The 18,336-nt window shown below is 46.9% G+C and carries 19 protein-coding genes and 2 pseudogenes; 3 read left to right on the plus strand and 18 right to left on the minus strand.

Annotated features, from left to right (window positions below; all coding sequences use genetic code 11):
* Positions 1-8 precede the first annotated feature (8 nt).
* The 18 genes and pseudogenes from vsple_RS03825 to vsple_RS03905 form a co-directional block, all read right to left on the minus strand.
* Positions 9-1,232 (minus strand): beta-ketoacyl-ACP synthase, encoded by a 1,224-nt coding sequence (locus vsple_RS03825; protein WP_255231245.1) that lies wholly within the window; start codon positions 1,230-1,232, stop codon positions 9-11.
* Positions 1,229-1,954, minus strand: a complete 726-nt coding sequence (locus vsple_RS03830; protein ID WP_261882710.1) for a 3-ketoacyl-ACP reductase FabG2 — start codon at positions 1,952-1,954, stop codon at positions 1,229-1,231. The genes vsple_RS03825 and vsple_RS03830 overlap by 4 nt, the downstream gene beginning before the upstream one ends.
* On the minus strand, positions 1,951-2,415 hold the full coding sequence (locus tag vsple_RS03835) for a hotdog family protein (RefSeq protein ID WP_261882711.1): 465 nt from the start codon (positions 2,413-2,415) through the stop codon (positions 1,951-1,953). The genes vsple_RS03830 and vsple_RS03835 overlap by 4 nt, the downstream gene beginning before the upstream one ends.
* Positions 2,408-3,586, minus strand: a complete 1,179-nt coding sequence (locus vsple_RS03840) for a beta-ketoacyl-[acyl-carrier-protein] synthase family protein (protein WP_261882712.1) — start codon at positions 3,584-3,586, stop codon at positions 2,408-2,410. Before vsple_RS03840 ends, vsple_RS03835 begins: the two co-directional genes overlap by 8 nt.
* Entirely contained in the window at positions 3,583-4,239 is a 657-nt protein-coding gene (locus vsple_RS03845; protein WP_261882713.1) for a DUF3261 domain-containing protein, read from the minus strand. Before vsple_RS03845 ends, vsple_RS03840 begins: the two co-directional genes overlap by 4 nt.
* On the minus strand, positions 4,239-6,599 hold the full coding sequence (locus tag vsple_RS03850) for an MMPL family transporter (protein ID WP_261882714.1): 2,361 nt from the start codon (positions 6,597-6,599) through the stop codon (positions 4,239-4,241). Before vsple_RS03850 ends, vsple_RS03845 begins: the two co-directional genes overlap by 1 nt.
* Entirely contained in the window at positions 6,571-7,248 is a 678-nt protein-coding gene (locus vsple_RS03855; protein WP_261882715.1) for an outer membrane lipoprotein carrier protein LolA, read from the minus strand. Before vsple_RS03855 ends, vsple_RS03850 begins: the two co-directional genes overlap by 29 nt.
* A complete protein-coding gene (locus tag vsple_RS03860) occupies positions 7,235-7,729 on the minus strand; it encodes an acyl-CoA thioesterase (protein WP_261882716.1) in 495 nt (164 codons plus the stop codon). The genes vsple_RS03855 and vsple_RS03860 overlap by 14 nt, the downstream gene beginning before the upstream one ends.
* Before the next feature lie 32 nt (positions 7,730-7,761).
* Positions 7,762-9,306 carry an HAL/PAL/TAL family ammonia-lyase gene (locus tag vsple_RS03865; RefSeq protein WP_261882717.1) on the minus strand — a complete coding sequence of 515 codons (1,545 nt, stop codon included), beginning with the start codon at positions 9,304-9,306 and terminating at the stop codon, positions 7,762-7,764.
* Positions 9,284-10,264 (minus strand): annotated as a pseudogene (locus tag vsple_RS21995) (LpxL/LpxP family acyltransferase); the annotation flags it as partial. The gene vsple_RS03865 and the pseudogene vsple_RS21995, both read right to left, overlap by 23 nt.
* Positions 10,265-10,273: 9 nt before the next feature.
* A pseudogene (locus vsple_RS22000) lies at positions 10,274-11,032 on the minus strand (glycosyltransferase family 2 protein); the annotation flags it as partial.
* Positions 11,025-11,387, minus strand: coding sequence for an ApeI family dehydratase (locus vsple_RS03875; protein WP_261882719.1), 363 nt, complete (start codon positions 11,385-11,387; stop codon positions 11,025-11,027). The pseudogene vsple_RS22000 and the gene vsple_RS03875, both read right to left, overlap by 8 nt.
* Positions 11,388-11,433: 46 nt before the next feature.
* Positions 11,434-12,813, minus strand: a complete 1,380-nt coding sequence (locus tag vsple_RS03880) for an AMP-binding protein (RefSeq protein WP_261882720.1) — start codon at positions 12,811-12,813, stop codon at positions 11,434-11,436.
* A gap of 4 nt (positions 12,814-12,817) precedes the next feature.
* Positions 12,818-13,375 (minus strand): COG4648 family protein, encoded by a 558-nt coding sequence (locus tag vsple_RS03885; RefSeq protein WP_261882721.1) that lies wholly within the window; start codon positions 13,373-13,375, stop codon positions 12,818-12,820.
* Positions 13,375-13,632, minus strand: coding sequence for an acyl carrier protein (locus vsple_RS03890; RefSeq protein WP_032550100.1), 258 nt, complete (start codon positions 13,630-13,632; stop codon positions 13,375-13,377). Before vsple_RS03890 ends, vsple_RS03885 begins: the two co-directional genes overlap by 1 nt.
* A 12-nt stretch (positions 13,633-13,644) precedes the next feature.
* Positions 13,645-13,905, minus strand: a complete 261-nt coding sequence (locus vsple_RS03895; RefSeq protein WP_255231231.1) for a phosphopantetheine-binding protein — start codon at positions 13,903-13,905, stop codon at positions 13,645-13,647.
* Between the two features lie 83 nt (positions 13,906-13,988).
* Positions 13,989-14,756 (minus strand): lysophospholipid acyltransferase family protein, encoded by a 768-nt coding sequence (locus vsple_RS03900; protein WP_261883117.1) that lies wholly within the window; start codon positions 14,754-14,756, stop codon positions 13,989-13,991.
* The gene (locus tag vsple_RS03905) at positions 14,749-15,486 is read right to left on the minus strand and encodes a beta-ketoacyl synthase chain length factor (RefSeq protein WP_261882722.1); all 738 of its coding nucleotides are present in this window, start codon (positions 15,484-15,486) and stop codon (positions 14,749-14,751) included. The genes vsple_RS03900 and vsple_RS03905 overlap by 8 nt, the downstream gene beginning before the upstream one ends.
* Positions 15,487-15,557: 71 nt before the next feature.
* On the opposite strand from vsple_RS03905, the gene vsple_RS03910 reads away from it, so the two are divergent.
* The 3 genes from vsple_RS03910 to vsple_RS03920 are packed head-to-tail and all read left to right on the plus strand — an operon-like array spanning position 15,558 to position 18,312.
* Positions 15,558-15,947 (plus strand): hypothetical protein, encoded by a 390-nt coding sequence (locus vsple_RS03910; protein WP_255231228.1) that lies wholly within the window; start codon positions 15,558-15,560, stop codon positions 15,945-15,947.
* A 28-nt stretch (positions 15,948-15,975) separates the two neighbouring features.
* Positions 15,976-17,043: a methyltransferase gene (locus vsple_RS03915; protein WP_261882723.1), complete on the plus strand. Its 1,068-nt coding sequence runs from the start codon at positions 15,976-15,978 to the stop codon at positions 17,041-17,043.
* Positions 17,044-17,067: 24 nt separating this feature from the next.
* Positions 17,068-18,312 carry an NAD(P)/FAD-dependent oxidoreductase gene (locus vsple_RS03920; protein ID WP_261882724.1) on the plus strand — a complete coding sequence of 415 codons (1,245 nt, stop codon included), beginning with the start codon at positions 17,068-17,070 and terminating at the stop codon, positions 18,310-18,312.
* The last annotated feature ends 24 nt before the right edge of the window (positions 18,313-18,336 follow it).

Genomic DNA, 18,336 nt, shown 5'->3' on the forward strand with positions numbered 1-18,336 from the left:
TATGGCTCCTAGATTTTCTTAAAGATGATAGAGGTGTTGATACCGCCAAAGGCAAAGTTGTTGCTCATTAGGTATTTAACATCCAATTCGCGACCAGAGCCCGTGATGTAATCCAGTTTACCGCACTGTTCATCCACATTTTCAAGGTTAAGCGTTGGACTGAACCAACCGCTATGCATCATTTCTAGGCTGAGCCATGCTTCAATCGCACCACACGCGCCTAGTGTATGACCAAAGTAACTCTTGAGAGAGCTGATTGGCACTTCACCGAAGATGTTCGCTGTTGCATTACTCTCGGCAATGTCACCTTTCTCTGTCGCGGTGCCGTGTGCTGAAACATAACCAATTTTGTCTGCAGCAAGGTCTGCATCTTTGAGGGCTTTTTCCATACAGATCTGCATGGTTTCCATTTGCGGCTGGGTTACGTGGGCGGCATCACAGTTGCTGGCAAAGCCGATGATTTCCGCATAAATCTTAGCGCCACGTGCTACTGCATGCTCGTACTCTTCAAGAATCAGAGTACCAGCGCCTTCACCAATCACTAGGCCATCGCGTTCACTGTCGTATGGACTTGGTGATTTCTTGGGTGTGTCGTTTTTCAAACTGGTTGCAAAAAGGGTATCGAACACCGCAGATTCTGTTGGGCAAAGCTCTTCACCACCACCTGCAACCATCACAGTTTGGTAGCCGTGCTTGATCGCTTCATAAGCGTAGCCGATGGCTTGGCTTCCGGACGTACATGCACTGCTGGTGGGAATAACACGACCACGAAGTCCGAAGAACAGACCCACGTTAACTGCAGCTGTGTGCGGCATCATCTGTACGTATGTGGTAGCTGTAATTGCTCGTGTCGATTTCTCATTCAGCATCACACCAAACGCACCAACTGCATCAGTACTGCCGGTTGAAGAGCCGTAAGCAATACCAGTTTCACCATTGGTTAATACGTCATGCCCAATTAAGCCAGCTTGCTCAAGAGCATTCTCGGTCGCGACCGTTGCTAGGCGAGATACACGACCCATGCCACGAACTTGCTTGCGCTTGTAGTGCTTTGGCAGTTGGAAATCGTCAATTGGTGCAGCGAGTTTGGTGTTGAGGCCGTCATATTGCTCAAAGCTTGGCATGTACTGAGTCGCGTTCTCGCACGCTTTTAGTTTTGGTTCGATATCTTGCCAGTTGTTGCCAAAGGCTGTAACGCCTGACATTCCAGTAACGACTACACGGCGGGTCATACTAGACCTCCATTTACAGAGATCACCTGACGCGTGACATAAGCGGCGATATCAGACATGAGGTAGCTCACCAAGCCTGCGACTTCTTCCGGCTCGCCCATGCGACGTAGTGGAACTTGTGGTAGCGCGTGCTCTTTCACATGATCATCAACCATACCTGTATCAATCAGACCTGGAGCGACACAGTTCACGGTAATCTTGCGTTTTGCCAGTTCAAGGGCGAGCGATTTGGTTGCACCAATAACACCCGCTTTCGCAGCACTGTAGTTAGTCTGACCGCGGTTTCCCATGATGCCAGAGACAGACGCTAGAGTGACAATTCGGCCACCTTTACGTTTTTGAACCATCGGCATCACGCATGGGTGAAGTACGTTGTAGAAGCTATCTAGGTTAGTATGGATAACGCCATCCCACTCTTCTTCTGTCATGGCAGGGAAAGCCGTGTCACGAGTAATTCCCGCATTGTTTACCACACCGTAGTATGCACCGTGTTCTGCAATATCTGCTTCAAGTGTCTCTCGGCACTGTTCACGATTACTGATATCAAACTGAATCAGACGGCCTGAGCCCCCTTCTGATTCAATTTGCTCTAGAGTCTCTTGAGCACCCTGCTTGTCACCCATATAGTGAACAGCAATGTGAAAGTCATCTTTGGCAAGTTGAATAGCAATGGCCTTACCAATGCCTTTGCTGGCACCGGTGACTAATACTTGGCGAGTCATGACTGATTCCTCGTTTTCATTTCTTGTAATTTTTGTTCTGTTGGCACGTAAACATTGAGTTGACACTGAGCCACCAACTCTCCTTGGTGCTCTACTTTTGATGTGAACACCGCCATGCCGTTATCTTCCATCAATTGTTCTGCATAGATATCTAAGGTTTGTCCCTTGGTAAAATGGTCGCAAAGCGATTTGTATCGACGCGAACCTAAAAGAAAACCGATGGGAGGCTGCTCGCCTTGATTCAATGCATGATACCCAGACCATGCAGCGACAGACTGCGCCATAAACTCAATGCCAACATATGCGGGCATGGTTTGAGATTCTGAGTCGTAGAATAGATGATGTTCACCAATATCTACCTGGCAGTGAATCGCTTGTTCTTCAATCTTGATCGCTCTGTCGATAAGAATCATCGGATCGTCGTGGGGAAGAAGTTGGTCTACCGAAGGGATATTAGTCATTTACTACACCAAAAATAAGGCTAATGTTGTTTCCACCGAAGGCAAACGAGTTGCTTAAGATGTTTTTTGATTTGAGCTTTTGGTAACAGTCTACCAAATCAATATCGATATCTTCAGCTTTATCCTGACATTTTTGTAAGGGAAGAGATAAATCGAAACTAAGGATATGCCATGCGATGGCGGCCTCGACTGCGCTGGCTGCTCCGAGAGTATGGCCGGTAAGTGGCTTGGTTGAGCTCACTGGCACTTTGTTTGGAAAGACGCGCGAGATAGCTTTGCTTTCCATTGAGTCATTGAGCGGCGTCGCTGTGCCATGCGCATTGACATAGCCAATCTGTTCTGGCTCTAGGTCGGCATCACGAAGTGCATTTCGCATCGCTTGCTCTGCTCCATTACCTTCAGGGTGCGGTGCAGAAATGTGGTGAGCGTCAGAGCTATCGCCGCAACCGAGAAGCGCGACGGATGGCTGTTTCAACTTATCTTTACTTAGCAACATGAAGGCCGCTGCCTCACCGATATTGATGCCTTTACGTTGCGCACTGAACGGTTGGCAATGCTCGGTAGATAAGGCCTCTAAGCCATGAAAGCCGTTTAAGGTTAGTTTGCATAGGGTATCGACACCGCCAACAATGACAGCATCGACCATTCCTGAGTTGAGCAGTCGCTTGGCACTCAAAAACACACGGCCACTTGAAGAGCAGGCGGTAGAGATAGCGTAATTTGGGCCTTGCAGGTCGTAATAGTGACTCACGAATTCGCTGATATTACCAAGCTCTTGTTTAGAGTAGTGGTATGACTGTGGAAATTGTCCATTTTTCAATTTCTCGGTGAACGCGAGCTCACCATCTGAAATGCCGGATGTACTTGTCCCTATAATAACGGCAACTCGGTCATGACCATATTTGGCTTTAGCTTGCTCGATCTCTGACTCTATTTGCGACAACGCAGACAAAGCAAGACGATTGTTACGTGAGTTGTACTCCTCGAAAGGTGCTTGGATGCTCGGAAGCTCACCGTCAACTCGCCCGACGACTGTTGGCTGTCCATCATTTAATAGATCGAGTGCTTCCACCATATTTGAGCCAACACCACTTTGTAGGCGCTGGTGAATATCATTGTGATTAGAACCCAAAGCGGAGTGAAAACCACAGGCATGAATGTAAATCGTCATAGTGTTTCGTTCTTCGTTGCTGGAGTGGTTAGGTTTGAACTCAGGGTTTGGATATTGATACGATACCCCTGTGTGAGGTGCTCAAACACAATGTCTCCCTCTACTTTCTGTTGGTTATCTGTCGCAAAGTAGCGGATTTCGATGACCGGTGTATTGCTCTTATCGTAGACGACACGTTGGTTGGCTGTTTCAACAATGTGCCAACCTATGTCGCTCAACGAACTTTGCCATGCCTCGATTGGCCATAGCGTTAGCATGAGATTGAACAGTACTTGCTCTGGTGCTGGCAGGGTGTCATCGAGCCCAGTTAATACCTGCGTATCGATTGTATCATCTTGATACTGAAGAGATAAAATTCGGGTGCCCCAAGAGGAGAAGCCTGCGAGCACTACCTTGTTTTGATTAACTTGCAGTTGTACCGGTAGCTGTTGTTGTGTTTCACCCCAGCTCGCCGTAATCAGTTGGCTTGTGGTCAATTCATAGCCAAGCTTTGCTGGTTTAGGAAGCGCAACTTGTGTGTTTTCATCAATAGTGACCAAGGCTTGGCGAGTATTTTGCGGACCAAGAGAGCAAGCACTTAACGTTGCAGCAAGCACAAAGGCTACTCCGATCTTTATCGAATAGCGCCATGTTTTAAGGTGTGCTAGAACCATTATTTTGTCCTTCTTTTCGCTGAATTACCTTCAGCTCCTATCGCCATTGGAGAGAGCAACCACGCCACAAATATACCAGTGAGCACGGTGACACCAAAGCTATGGATAGCGTGAGTCTGGCTTAGGGATAGCAACCCAAAGGAGAGAAGCGTTGTGATGCCGGAGAGCGATATCGCGAGTAGGGTGCCAAGCGACTTCTTCTGTTCGGCAAAAAATAGCGTGTAATCGATACCGATACCTAAGATCAGTATTAGGCCGAGTAGATTGAAGAGATTGATGCTTGAGCCTACAGCGGCTGTAACGCCAAGCCCGGCAGCACCCGCAATGATAGATGGCAGCAGCATGATGATGGCTCTTTTAGGGCCATAGCGCCAGCCTAGAACCAGCCCAATACCTGCCAGTGCTACCAGCAGTAGCTCCAGTACTTTGACGCGATACTCAGAAAATAGTGAAGAGATTTCATCCGCTTTGTTGAGGTACTTAATCCCTAAAAGCTGAGTCTCTTTATTGTTTAACCACGCCTCAAAACGCTGTGAGTCATCAATATCTTGGAGAAGCACGATTGCGGCTTGTTGACCATTGATGGGGTCAAGCCACAATGAACGCATGGGTTCTGACACTGGTGAGCGTAAGAAGTCGTTCACCGTGATCTCTCGATACACAGGGAGTTCAGGAAAGCTCGCCCAGCCCAGTCCACTCTGTAGAGGTTGGCTTTGATTGCGATACAATTCACTGACGAGTTGGTAGTTGAGCTTTTGCTCATGAGTCGTTGGCAGGAGCTGGTGGATACTTCGATAACCAGAAAGCGTCCCGTTGCTGACCAGTTGATCCAGCTCGTCGCCTAGTCGATGCAGTGATTTTAGCAGAGCTTGATCGTTGCCTGCGGTGATTAGCAGCATCGACTGACTATTGCCAATCCCTGATACTGATGTAATGGTCTGCTCTTGCGCCTTCAATGTCTCAGGCATCGCCTGCAACTGACGAATGTCATCAAGGTATTGAATTTGGGTCAATGCGACGATGCTAGCCGCAGCAATGAGCGTTGGCAAGGCGTAGCGCAGGGCAGGCTTGCTCCAAAGCTGGAGCCATGCGTTCAGCAGGGAAGCAAGAGGTAGCGGTCGGTCTTGACTTGGTCGCTTCGCTAATATCGGATACCAACAAACTACAGTCGTGTAGGCCGCAAACAGACCAATAGACGAAAACAACGCCAATTGTTGTAGGCCGGGGAACGGAGCAATCAGTAACCCTAAGTAACCGATTAAGCTGGTCACTAAACCAAGACTTATCGCCATTAAAATATGTTTTAGCCCTTTGTCACTTTGCCAGCGAGACCCGGCAACTAGCCGGTCAGTAAGATAGTGGAAAGAGTAATCAATAGAGACACCGATTAAGCTCGCGCCGAACACTAAGCTGAATAGGTGCACTTGGCCAAAAATCACGACCGTGCTAGCCAATGCCACCAACAATCCGGTGCCGATCGAGATTAATGATAAGGCGAGGGGAAGGGCGCTGCGGAATGTCATCCAAATCAAAATAATGACCCCAGCTAAGGAGCCAAGGCCAATGGTATTGATTTCAGATTTAGCACTCTTGGTCCCATAGTCGGCATAAAACACGACGCCAGTATGTGCAATTTCAACGCCGAACTCTTGCTCGATATTTTGCTCAATCGACTCTATGAGCGGCAGCTTCTCTTGAGTATTCAGACTGTAAGGAGAACCAGCCAAAGTAGCGGTGATCAACACATGAGTGCGCCCTGCGGACTGCGTTGTTAGGTAGTGCTCTTGCAGGGTGAAGTTGGTGCTGGTCTTGCCGACTTCACCAATGTAATCACGGAACAGCAGAAATGGATCCAGTGACAGCTCTGTCGCTGTGACTCCTGAAAACGGGTTATAGAGAGACTGGATTACGTATTGAACTTGGTTCTCTGGCGCATGCTCTAAGGTCTGCTTCTGCTGTTCTGTGAGGAGCTGAGCTCTATGCTGAAAATAGAAATCACTCCATTGATTTTGCGTGTTGGCACTGACCTTCCCCTGAACTTTAGAAAACAGCGGGGAGTCGTTGGCAAGCATGTCACGATTTAAACCACGTTCAAAACTTGCGGCAGCAGCGATCGCTTGCTTAGCCGATTCGGAAGAGACGAGAAAAAGTACCTGCTCGCTCATTGAGTTAGAAAGTTGCTCGAAAGCCTGCTCTGCCAAAGGATCTTGCTGATTCTTTGGAAGTAACTTCAGAATGTTGGTTTCAATCGGCACTGCAGAAGAAAAAGCGAATTGTTTGATTAACAATCCGCTAAAAAAAATGACGAGGATTAGCCAGGTTAAGGCAAATTTAGAGTTGGAACTGCTGTGCTTCGTCATCCGTAAGTCTTTGCGGTTGGTGGTTGAAGTTAGAGAATTCGATGAGCGTACTATCGCCTCGGATCTCCTTGAGCTCGATGCGTTCAATGTCGCTCTTGCCTTGCAAAATTATGCGCTCAAAAACAGCATTCATCGGTGCATGCTTGGGTGTGAGTGAGAGAGTCCAACTTGTCGTTGCGTCGCTTGGTGAAAAATTCAACGAAAATTGCTCTGTCAGTTTTTGAGTATCGCCATGAAACACCGAAAGAAAAATATGGCTGAAGTAAAAGGCCATTGGGTTCTCTTTGTCAGTGATCACTTGTGCAGGTTGTTTACCAAAGCGTTGGCTAAGCTTATTGTCAGTCAATACTAAATGCACAGGGAAAGGTGTGGTTTGGTTCCACAATAGACCATTGGCTTTATCAAGCAGAAAGGAGCCTTGCGATAACAGCGGCTGATCGAACATTTCCATCGTGCGAGTTTGAGTGAAGTCGCCACGGATGATGGATTGGTGACTCAGTGTTGTCTGTAAATCAGCAAGTGTCTTTACTTCTCCTTTTTCTGAGTCAGCCCAAACATGAGAAGCAACGAACAGGCTCAGAAAGCAGCACAACAGCACTCGGGAGAAGGTTGCTAATGAGGTCAGCGAACGAAAGCTAAGCAGATTCATGGCAAGACTTCTCTTTGTTAGCGGTAAAGGGGCTATCTTCACTCAAGCAACCATGTTGATGCCAGTGGTTCACCTTTTCGGTGAGGGCGCTTGGAGAGGCAAAACACATCTCTTCTGTTTCAATCGCCACTGCAACTTGCATTGTGTGAGCACGGGTCATTCTTTGGCCTGTCTTGGCATCATGAATCTCGTAGTCGACACGCAGTCGGTTTTCCCACTCAGTGAGGCGCGCAGTCACTTTTATCTCATGGTTGAATGGGATCGCTTTTACATACTTCACTCGAGTATCAATGATTGGCCACATGTAGCCTGAGTCCTTCATCTCAAGGTAGTTGTACTTTAGCTTGTCCATCATGACGCGTCTTGCTTCCTCAAAAAATCGGAAGTAATTGCCATGATAGATAACGCCCATTGGATCGGCGTCTTGGAATGAGGTCACAATGGTAACCTCGGCTGAAAGTGGATGAAGGATGTCAGACATAGTTGGCTCTTTCGTTAATACAGTTAGGCGGCTTAATACAGTGTCCAGTGCTGCTGTTGAATACGCTGAATAAACAGACGCAGATCGCTTTCCAATGGGCGGTCTTCAACAACAAACTCAAACTCTTGCATCACTTGATCACGGATCTGCTTCAAGTTGTCGCTCATGTGGTGCTCGTCGAGCTCATTAGCACGCTTACGTAGCTCCAGAGCTTGCGTTGCTGCTAAGAGTGAAGCGGCGGCAACTTGCTCAGTTAGCTCTAACACTCGCAAGCAATCACGAGCGGCGATCGTACCCATGCTGACTTTGTCTTGGTTATGGCATTCGGTCGAGCGAGAGAACACACTTGCTGGCATGGTGTGTTTTAGCGCTTCTGCCGTCCAAGCTGAGATACCAATCTGAACTGCTTTAAAGCCGTGGTTGATTGGCTTACGCTCACCTTGAGCACCCGTTAGGTTGAACGGTAGACCATTGTTGAATTTGTAATCCATCAACTGCGCCATTTGACGATCAAGCAGATCGGCAAGGTTAGCGATTGCCGTTTTTAACGTATCCATAGCCATTGCGATGTGACCACCGTAGAAGTGACCGCCATGCAGTACACGCTCGTTATCACCGTCGATGATTGGATTGTCGTTCGCGCTATTGAGCTCGTTCTCAATCATTTGACGTAACCACGGCAGTGAATCTTCCACTACACCGATAACGTGCGGTGCGCAGCGCAGTGAATAGCGATCTTGTAGGCGGTCGCTATTGCGCGGCGGACGATCAGCTTGCAAGTCATCACGTAACCAAGCGGCAACCTGTTGCTGGCCAGGGTGAGGTTTCACTGCAAACAGCGCTTCGTCGAAGTGGAAGTCATTACCGTGCATGCCGACAGACACCATGGCGGTGATTTTAGTTGATAGCTGAGATAGGTACTCAGCACGCTTGTAGGCGATACAAGCAAGAGCCGTCATGACCGATGTCCCGTTCATCAGCGCTAAGCCTTCTTTTGGCTTCAGCTTAATCGGTGTAATGCCTAGTTCGTTGTATACATCGCTCGTTGGTCGCACTTCACCCTTGTACAACACATCGCGTTCGCCAATGAGCGCAGCCGCTAGGTAGGAGAGTGGTGTTAAGTCACCGCTTGCACCTACAGATCCTTCTTGAGGAATGCGTGGTGCAATGTCATTGTTGATCAGAGTAACGATTTGGTTGAGCAAGTCATGGCTAACCCCTGACACGCCTTGGGATAGTGAACAAAGGCGTGTCGCCAATACCGCACGCGCTTGATCATGAGTGAGTGTCTCACCAAGGCCACAACCGTGGAAGCGAGTCAGGTGCAGAGGTAATTCATCCACCAAGTTAGGTGGGATAGCAACGGTACACGAATCACCGTAGCCAGTCGTCACACCATAAATGACTCCTTCTTCTTTCAAAAGGCGTTCAAGAAATGCCACGCCTCGGTCAATCTTAGAGGTGAAGGCTGGGTCGGTGTTCATGCTTGCGTTAGCACCTTGAGAGATCGCGACAACGTCTTCGATCGTTAGGCGTTCTGCACCAAATGTGATGCTATTTTGAGTCTTTTTCGTCATGGTGCTGATTGCTCAATGTCCAAAAATTAAAAAAGTTATACCATTGAAGGGGGGCCTTCAATGTGTAGTGCTGAAGTCGGTCAGCGTACTGCTGAACCACTTGTTGCAGTGTCTGTTCACGCGTCTTTCTTGGTAAGACTATCTTGTCGCTAAAATGTTCAAAGTAGACGTTAAAATGAGGCTTTTTACTGCTATCGTCACGAAGCCCAAAGAGCAAGAATACTGGGGCTTTAAGAACAGAAGCTAACATAAATGGCCCCTGTGGGAATGGAGCTTGTTGTCCTAAAAACTCCGCCCATACTGAGCGGCTCTCTTTGCTGGTGGAGGTACGATCGCCAACAATCACGATCCACTCACCTTGTTCAAGTTTTTGTTGAAGCAAGATAGCGGTATCTGGTCCCATTGAGCTGACTTGGATAAGGTTTAAGTCTGAGTTTGGATTTACCGCTTTCATTACCGAATTAAAGCGTTCGGCATGCTCCGTAAAGACCAGTGCGTTGATCTTAATATTTGAGTGTCTGCGACCGAGTGCGCGACAGAGTTCGATATTACCAAGATGCGAGCCTAGGATAACCACGCCTTGCTCATTGTTGACCATATTTTCAAACTGATCTTGGCCATGAATCGTTAGGTTCTCAACCGAGAAATCTCCTTTCCAAGCGGCGAGTTTGTCCAACATAGTGTGACCAAACGAAAGCAAATGATGGTAGCTGGTTAGGTTACTTGGCAGATCAATATTGTGTTGCTCGGCATACAGCTTGAGTGTGTGTAGATAATGCTCAGATGCTTCGCGGGCGCGTTTTCCTGTTAGGTGGTAGTAGCGCATCACGCCTTTGAGGATCAGATTGAAGACACCGCGTCCAAGCAGGGTGTAGATCATCAACAGCAGTTTGATACCCAGCACTGTGCCGCGCTCTTGAGTGCGTGACCAGTGGGGTTGATTGCTGCCGCTTTTTTCTGTTTTGTTGAAGTGGCGGGCGATCAGTTTCGGAGCGCGTGGTAGCATGCCGAAAAACAGTCGAGTATGCATCCAGCTGATTTTTACGTTGTCCCACAGCGCATCGAAGTGCGAGATACCGCCCTCTGGATAGATCACGCGAGTGTCGATAAAATCAATATCACAACCTTCCCAGTACAGACGCACCAACACTTCGATATCGAAATCCATACGCGAGCCAACATCGTACTTGTTGAGTACAGATTGTGTTGCAGTAATCGGGTAGGCGCGGAAGCCACACATGCTGTCTTTGATTGAGAAAGACAGGGTCTCTATCCATACCCAAATATGCGTTGCGTAACGCCCGTACAGACGTGATTTAGGCACACTGTCATCATAGACAGGCTGCCCAGAAATAAGGTGGGTTGGTGCTGCTTGCGATTTTTCAAGAAGTTTAGGTAGAGCCTCTAGATCGTGTTGACCGTCAGCATCAATCTGAATGGCATGGCTGAAACCCAGCTGTTGAGCTCGTTCAATTCCCGCTTTGACTGCGCCGCCTTTGCCTTGGTTCTCGATTAGAGTCACTAAAGTTACGTTATCAAGCTCAGCCAATGGCTTTAGGTGCTGCTTGGTTTCGGCATTGCTCCCGTCATCGACCAAAATAATGGGTAGTGCATAGCTTTTAAGGGATTCAATAACCGCTGCCACTGTCGAGCCGTGGTTATAGCAGGGAATCAAAAAACAGGCTTGGTAGCTTGTTTGGGCTTCAATGTCCGCCACGCTATTCACTTTTTTCTCCTAGCTTCATTTTGCCTGAAGAGTGCGTGCAATTGCCGTTATCTGAGGTGTAGCTAAACGCCAGTTTTTGTTTATCTGAGTCCCATTTTAGTGCCAATGTGACCGTCGCATCGGGCAAAACGGGTTCTTGGAACTTGATCACTTCCATACCTTTAAAGTGAGGCGGTACGCCCAACTCTTGGACTGCATAGGTGAGTGCCCAATCAATCTGAGTGACGCCGGGCAGGATAGGAAAACCCTTAAAGTGCCCTTTAAAGTCAGTTAAGTCGGCATCCACCTTAAGCGTGAGTGTCGACTCATTTGTTTGGGTCTCAATCTGTAAAATGGTTGGCTTTCTTTTGTCCATAGCACTGGCTTTACTTTATTGTTTTAATGACGTCGCTTGAGGCGAATTATTGCGTGTTTATGATTTTTTCTATTTGTGGTGAGAGCCGCTTGCCTTGGCTATTGAGCGGGATCTCTTCAACTACTCTAAAACGCCTTGGTATCGCAATCGGTTCAAGCCACTTTCTAAGCTCATTGCGTAATAGTAACCAAAACTTGCCTTTACCGACACTGTTAAGCGTCTGTTTTCCTTCATCGGAAAGCACGATCACAGAAGCGAGAATCAAACGATTTGGCTCTTCAAATGGGATAACGGCGCATTCATTAATCCACGACAGCTGCTCAAGGCGCTTTTCTACTTCAACCAGAGAGATACGTTTCTCTTCAATCTTGATGATTCGGTCAGTACGACCTTTGAGAATAAATTGGTTGTCAGAAACCATTTCACACTCATCAGCCGTTTGGTACCAGTTGTCTCGGTCAATATAAGGTGACAGTAATTTGATGCAATTCTCTGGGTTTAATTCAGCTTGGATACATGAAAAGAGTTGCCAAGGGGTTTGAGCATCTAGCTGTTGACGGTAAGCGATTCCGCCCGTTTCTGTGCTGCCAAAAACTTCGATGGGCAGTTCACCAAATAGAGCGCGAGCTTGTTGGGCGGCTGCTAATGGCAGAGGACCACCAGACGAAAAAACGCCAACCAGAGGTTTCGCACTTTGCTCTTCAGAAAGACGCTTCAAGAGAGCTGGGCTGCTTACCAATACCATTTGTGAGTCGGCATGCGAAACGATTTGCTCTGGATACTCCAAATTGAAACGAGAAAAAGGTACTGACGAGCAGAGCGGCCATAAGATACGAAATAGCAAACCATAGATATGCTGATGCGAAACTGTGCTGTGAACACGGCTGCCTGTCAGCATCGATTGCCAGTTTTTACTGAGCTCGGCAATCTCAATATCAAGCTGCTCTAGTGTTTTGTGTATCGCTTTCGGTGTGCCGCTTGACCCTGAAGTAAATAGAATCAGTTCTATTGCGCTAAGATCGATTGACTCATTGATCGTATCGCCTGCTTGAGTATCAAAGAGTTGGTTCGATAGGAGCAGAGTGTTGGTGTTGCTCACCACTTGAATACTTTCATCAACCAACAGCAGGTCATATTCACTACTGAGCTCAGATAGCGCTTCCGGTTGATAATTACCGGGCAGGACAATCTGCTTGTTTGATAAAGCACAAGCCATGAATGCGACTGTAAAAAAGTAGCTGTCTTGAGTACAGATAGCGGTACGTTGCGTCGATGCATCGGATAATAGACGGCAAAGTTTCGCTACATCATTTTGAAACTCTTGCCAGCTGATCTGTGATTTGTCATCAAAACAGAGAACGGAATCTAGAGATCGATTCACCAGGAATAGCTGAGCGAGAGAAGTATAGCGAGGGTGTTTGTTCATAATTTTAGTTTTGACGTACGCGTTGTCGGATTACCCACTCGACGGCAAACAAAATACCAGCTAGTAGATAACTGATTAAACCGTTGTAAAGTGTCCACAACTCAAGAGATTGGAAACAAGTATAGAGTGCGATGGCACCATTGAGCACAAAGAAGCCACACCAAACTTTGGTTACTTTTCTTGTGTAGTCGATGCCGCTTTGTGGTAGCTCTGGCTCTTGTAATCGAGCGAGGCGTTCAATGATCGTTTGAGGCTGAGTGAGGCTAAGTGCAAACACTGTGAACATACACAGATTGACGACAACCGGATAGTAGGTGAGCCAACCGTGCTGTTTAAATATCATGCCTAAAAGCAGTAGCAGTAAACCAGCACCACCACTCATCCACGCAAGGTGTTTAAGTTCTTTGATCTTAGCCTGACCACCGGTCACGATTCGTACCAGAAACACGGTGGCCAACACTCCTCCTACCGCTTGCAGGCCAAACTTATTGAGCCCAAAGTAGACGGCAATTGGGTAAGAGAAGATGATCAGTGCCGACAATAGGGTCAGCAGGGGGCGCACTATGCGTCCTTGAGAAGTTCAACGACAGACTCAACCACATCATTGACGGTGCGTACTGTTTTGAACTCTTCAGGCTTGATTTTTTTGCCCGTTACATTTTGCAAGTGAACAACCAGATCCACAGCATCAATGCTATCAAGGTCAAGATCTTGATAAAGATGTGCTTCTGGTGTGATTTCTTCAGCATCTAGCTCGAATAGCTCGATAAGCGCATCTTTAACCTGATTAAATACTTCTTGTTGGTTTGCTTGTGTCATAAGGAAATCTTTCTACTTGTTCGTTTGCGATGTGATGTAGTTTGCTAGATTAGCAACAGAAGCGAAGTGCTGACGTGTGTTTGAATCATCAGCGTCAATCACAATGTTGTATTTCTTCTTAATTGCCAGGCCAAGCTCAAGTGCATCAATCGAGTCTAGACCTAAACCATCACCAAATAGTGGAGCTTCAGTTTCAATTTCATCAATGCTCATATCTTCAAGGTTTAAAGCATCAATGATCAGCTGTTTTAGTTCGTTATGTAATGTTTCCACTTTGGCCTACTTGTCTATATACATGCGAGTCTGTGCGATCGAATAGAAGCACATTTACTCAAATCAAAAGGGTGATGAGAGGCTTATTGTTCTTGCTCGGGAAAAATGTTTTCCGCAAGATGCCGGTTTAAGCGCCTTGCCGCAGAAGTTAGATTATTTGAGCTCTCAATAAACGGTGTCACCTCTATTTTACCTTTGACTGAGACATGAAAAAAGGGTTTCGTTGAAGGAACTTGGTACCACTTCTTCTCTTTTGTGAGAAATGAGGGCGTGACCGTGATGTGAATGACACGTAGATCCGTCTCTGTTCGAGTGGCGATTTGCGCGGCACCACGCTGTAAAGAAGGAGTGACGCCGGGCGTAGTGCGCGTTCCCTCTGGAAATATCAACAACACGTTGCCACGAGAGAAACGCTCTTCACAACGTTCAAGAAGGTCATCAGGCGCTTGGTTAGGGATATAACCAGCGGCCTTTACAATTCGCTTCATGAACAGGTTTTCCCAAATCGCGGCCTTAACTAGACAATCACACTGTGGCAGTTGAGATGCGATAAGGACATAATCAATTAAACTTGGGTGGTTAGCGACAATGATGCAGTTGCGATCTTGCTGTAGCGTTTCAATTCCATCAATGCGGTAGTCAATGGCGCCAGTGAATTTCATGATTCGGCAGAACGCATTAAACGTGAGACAAATTAAACGCTGTGCTTTGAGTTCACGTTGGATGGTATTGGATGTGGTGATCGCAATCAGCGGCAGAATGATAAAACTCAGAACCAAACCGCCCAAGCCAAAAATCGAAAAGCACAGCCCAGTGGCGAATACTCGCCAGTATTGATTCAGTTTATTCACCATGTTTATTCCACAACCAAGTTTGACGTTTACCTGGGATTGTCCAATTGGATTGTTTTTTTAGGTAGTGCTGGAGAAACAGCAAACCTTGTGGGAGCGCGACTTCCTGTAACTCAATATCTGAGGTCTCTCTGCTGAGAGAGTATCCAGTTCCTTGGCTCAACACCAATCCTAGTGCGTAGTCAGAATAAACCTGAGTTTCGTATTCTTTATATAGCTCAGGTAGAGGTTGATCGAAATCGATGACCATCACTTTATGCTCAGGATGCTGACTCAAATAGAGATAGGCTTCAATGAGTGCATTATGGAATGTATCCACACCAGAAGCGATCGAGCTCAGAGGAAGCGGCGCTTTCACGGCAATTGTTGTCAGCCCGGCAGCGGTGTTGTGCACGGATTGAGAAAAGGCCATTGGAGACGCGTCTTCACCCTCTAAAATTGATTTAACCAATGCGACGGTTCGGTGCAGTTCGCCATGACGGCTGGCAAAGACTAAGAAATGGATATCGTTTTCTTCAAGTAGTGTTAGTGCGGTTTGCACAGCAAGCTTGCTTTGAACACTCATGCGGCGACGCATCATCGGAGGAATTGTTTTGAAGTCAGTGGTCGTCTCTTCTGGCCACTGCATTATTGCACTCCATGCCTGCCAATCCTGTTGAGTCGTGAGCCCAGGAGAATTTGCACACCATTTTTCAATATTGAACGACATTAAATGAGATTGATTTGACATAGAGTATTGATTTGAATTGGGTCTAATTAAATACTATGCGAGTTAAACACAAATATAGGTAAGGAAATACAATGAAATTATTCAAAATTGCCGCTTCAATGTTATTCGTTTTGGTTCTCGCAGGCTGTGGTCGTGTACAGCCAGTTATGAACGTTGAGGATACTCCAGTTGCACATAATCTTCAAAGTAAACAGGTAAGATCAGCGATTTATGAGTCGGCAGTTGATCGCGGCTGGTTGGTTTCTGAGGTGAAGCCTGGTCTTATTCGAGCAGAGTTATATGTTCGCTCTCACCATGCGGTTGTTGAAATTCCTTACAGCGATAAATTCTATTCGATTCTGTATGTCGAGTCAGAGAACTTAAAATATGACGACGGTGAAATTCATCGCAACTACAACCGTTGGGTCAATAACCTGAACGTTGATATTAAACGAAAGCTAGCGCAAATGGCCGCTGAATAGTTTTATAAAGAATAAGTTAAGGTTTTTTGTGTCCAATTATAATTTAGATCCATTCAATGCACTTGAAGCAAAAACAGAGGCTCAGAAGCTCTCTTTCGCGCCGATAGTGTTCCACACTGCACGTACACTGCGTGATTTAGGGATACTTAAAGCCCTTGATGACGCAGGTGAACAAGGTTTAAACGCCAGTGATATTTCGACTAGAACTGGCGTGTCTGAATACGGTGTTAAAGTCCTGCTCGATATGGCATTAAGTGCGCATATTGTGCTGTGGGATAAGCCTAATTATCGAATCGCAAATCTTGGCTTTTATCTGCTGCATGATGGTATGACTGAAGCGAATATGGATTTTACAGCGGATGTTTGTTACGCCGCTATGATGCATCTGACTGAAGCCATCCAAAAGGGCACCCCGGCAGGGCTGAAAGAGTTGGGCCAGTGGGAGACGATCTATCAAGGGTTGTCTCAACTGCCTCAACAAGCGAAAGAGAGTTGGTTTAAGTTTGATCATTTTTATTCGGATCGCTCATTCCCAATTTTGCTGGAAAAAGTCTTTCAAAAGCAGCCTAAATCGCTGGTGGATATTGGTGGAAATACCGGTAAGTGGGCACTGCAGTGTTGCGGTTATGATTCGGATGTTGAAATCACGATTGTTGATTTGCCGCAGCAGTTAGAGATGGCGATGGCTAATGCCAAAGAGCAAGGCTTTGAAGACCGAATTACCCCTTATCCTGCCAATATGCTGGATAAGCAACAAGCGCTGCCAACGGGGGCGGATGTGTGGTGGATGAGTCAGTTCTTAGACTGTTTTTCTCCGATGGAAATCTTAAGCATCTTGAAGCGAGTTCGTTCGCATATGTCAGAACAAGCGACAGTTTATATTCTGGAGCTATTCTGGGATGCGCAAAAATACGATGCAGCCTCTTATAGCTTGAATGCGACATCGCTGTACTTCACCTGCTTAGCCAACGGAAATAGCCGCTTCTATCGTAGTGAAGATTTCTTAGAGATTGTCGCTGAAGCAGGGTTTGAAGTGGTGACTCGCACCGATGATATCGGGCTAGGACATACGCTCCTTGAACTAAAAGCCGCTTAACATTTAATTTTGGTGATGACAGTAATGAGAAAAATAAAGACTCAAGTAGTAGTTATCGGTGCCGGCCCTTCAGGTTCAATTGCCGCGGCTCTACTCCATAAAAAAGGGATAGACGTTCGCGTGATCGAGAAGAGTGTTTTCCCTCGCTTTTCTATTGGCGAAAGTCTATTACCAGCGTGTATGGAAGTCGTTGAACAAGCCGGAATGACAGAAGCTGTCAAGTCCGCCCAGTTCCAATACAAAGATGGGGCTGCGTTTCGTAAGCGCGGTGTGTATACCGCCTTTGATTTCCAAGATAAGTTCTCGAAAGGCCCTGGCACCACTTTCCAAGTTCAGCGCGCCACTTTTGATAAAGTACTTGCCGACGAGGCGCAAAAGCAAGGTGTGGCTATTGATTACCAGCACGAGCTTATCGATATTCGTTTTACTGACCAGCACGCTATTTTGGATGTTCAACCAGAAGGCGAAGAGTTGTACCAAATCGAGGCTGACTATGTACTAGACGGCAGCGGCTTTGGTCGTGTGCTGCCTAAGATGTTAAATCTAGAGGAGCCGTCGTGCTTGCCACCTCGCAAGGCAGTGTTTACCCACATTCACGATAACATCGAGTCGGCGGAACATGACTTAGAATACGACAGGAACAAAATCCTTATTTCTGTCCATCCAACTAACCCTGACGTATGGTATTGGTTAATCCCATTCAGCAATGGTGTCTCTTCATTTGGTGTCGTGGGCGAACCAAGCTTTTTCGAAGACTACCCAGAAGATAAGATAGCGCTGCTTAAGCAGGTAGCTAGTGAAGAGCCGGGGTTGGCCAATATTTTAAGCCAAGCCGAGTACTCTAATCCTGCAGGTGAGATTGGCGGTTACTCAGCCAACGTCAAACACTTAGCCACTGACAGGTATGCTCTGCTCGGGAATGCTGGCGAGTTCCTTGACCCGGTGTTCTCTTCTGGTGTGACAATTGCGATGAAGTCTGCCGAATATGCCGTAGATTGCGTGGCTAGGCATGTCAATGGCGAAGCAGTGGATTGGGACAAGGAGTATGCCCAGCCTTTGATGAAAGGGGTGGATACATTCCGAACTTATGTCGAAGGTTGGTATTCGGGTTCGCTGCAGGACGTGATTTTCTATGAAAAACCGAATCCTAAGATCAAGCAGATGGTTTGTTCTATTTTGGCTGGTTACGCGTGGGATGAGTCGAATCCATATGTCAAAGAGTCTCAGCGACGCTTGTCTGCTCTAGCGGAGTTGTGCCAAGAGGCTTAGTGATTTACCTCGATACAAAAAACA

This window comes from Vibrio pelagius (genome assembly GCF_024347575.1).
Lineage (GTDB): Bacteria > Pseudomonadota > Gammaproteobacteria > Enterobacterales > Vibrionaceae > Vibrio > Vibrio pelagius.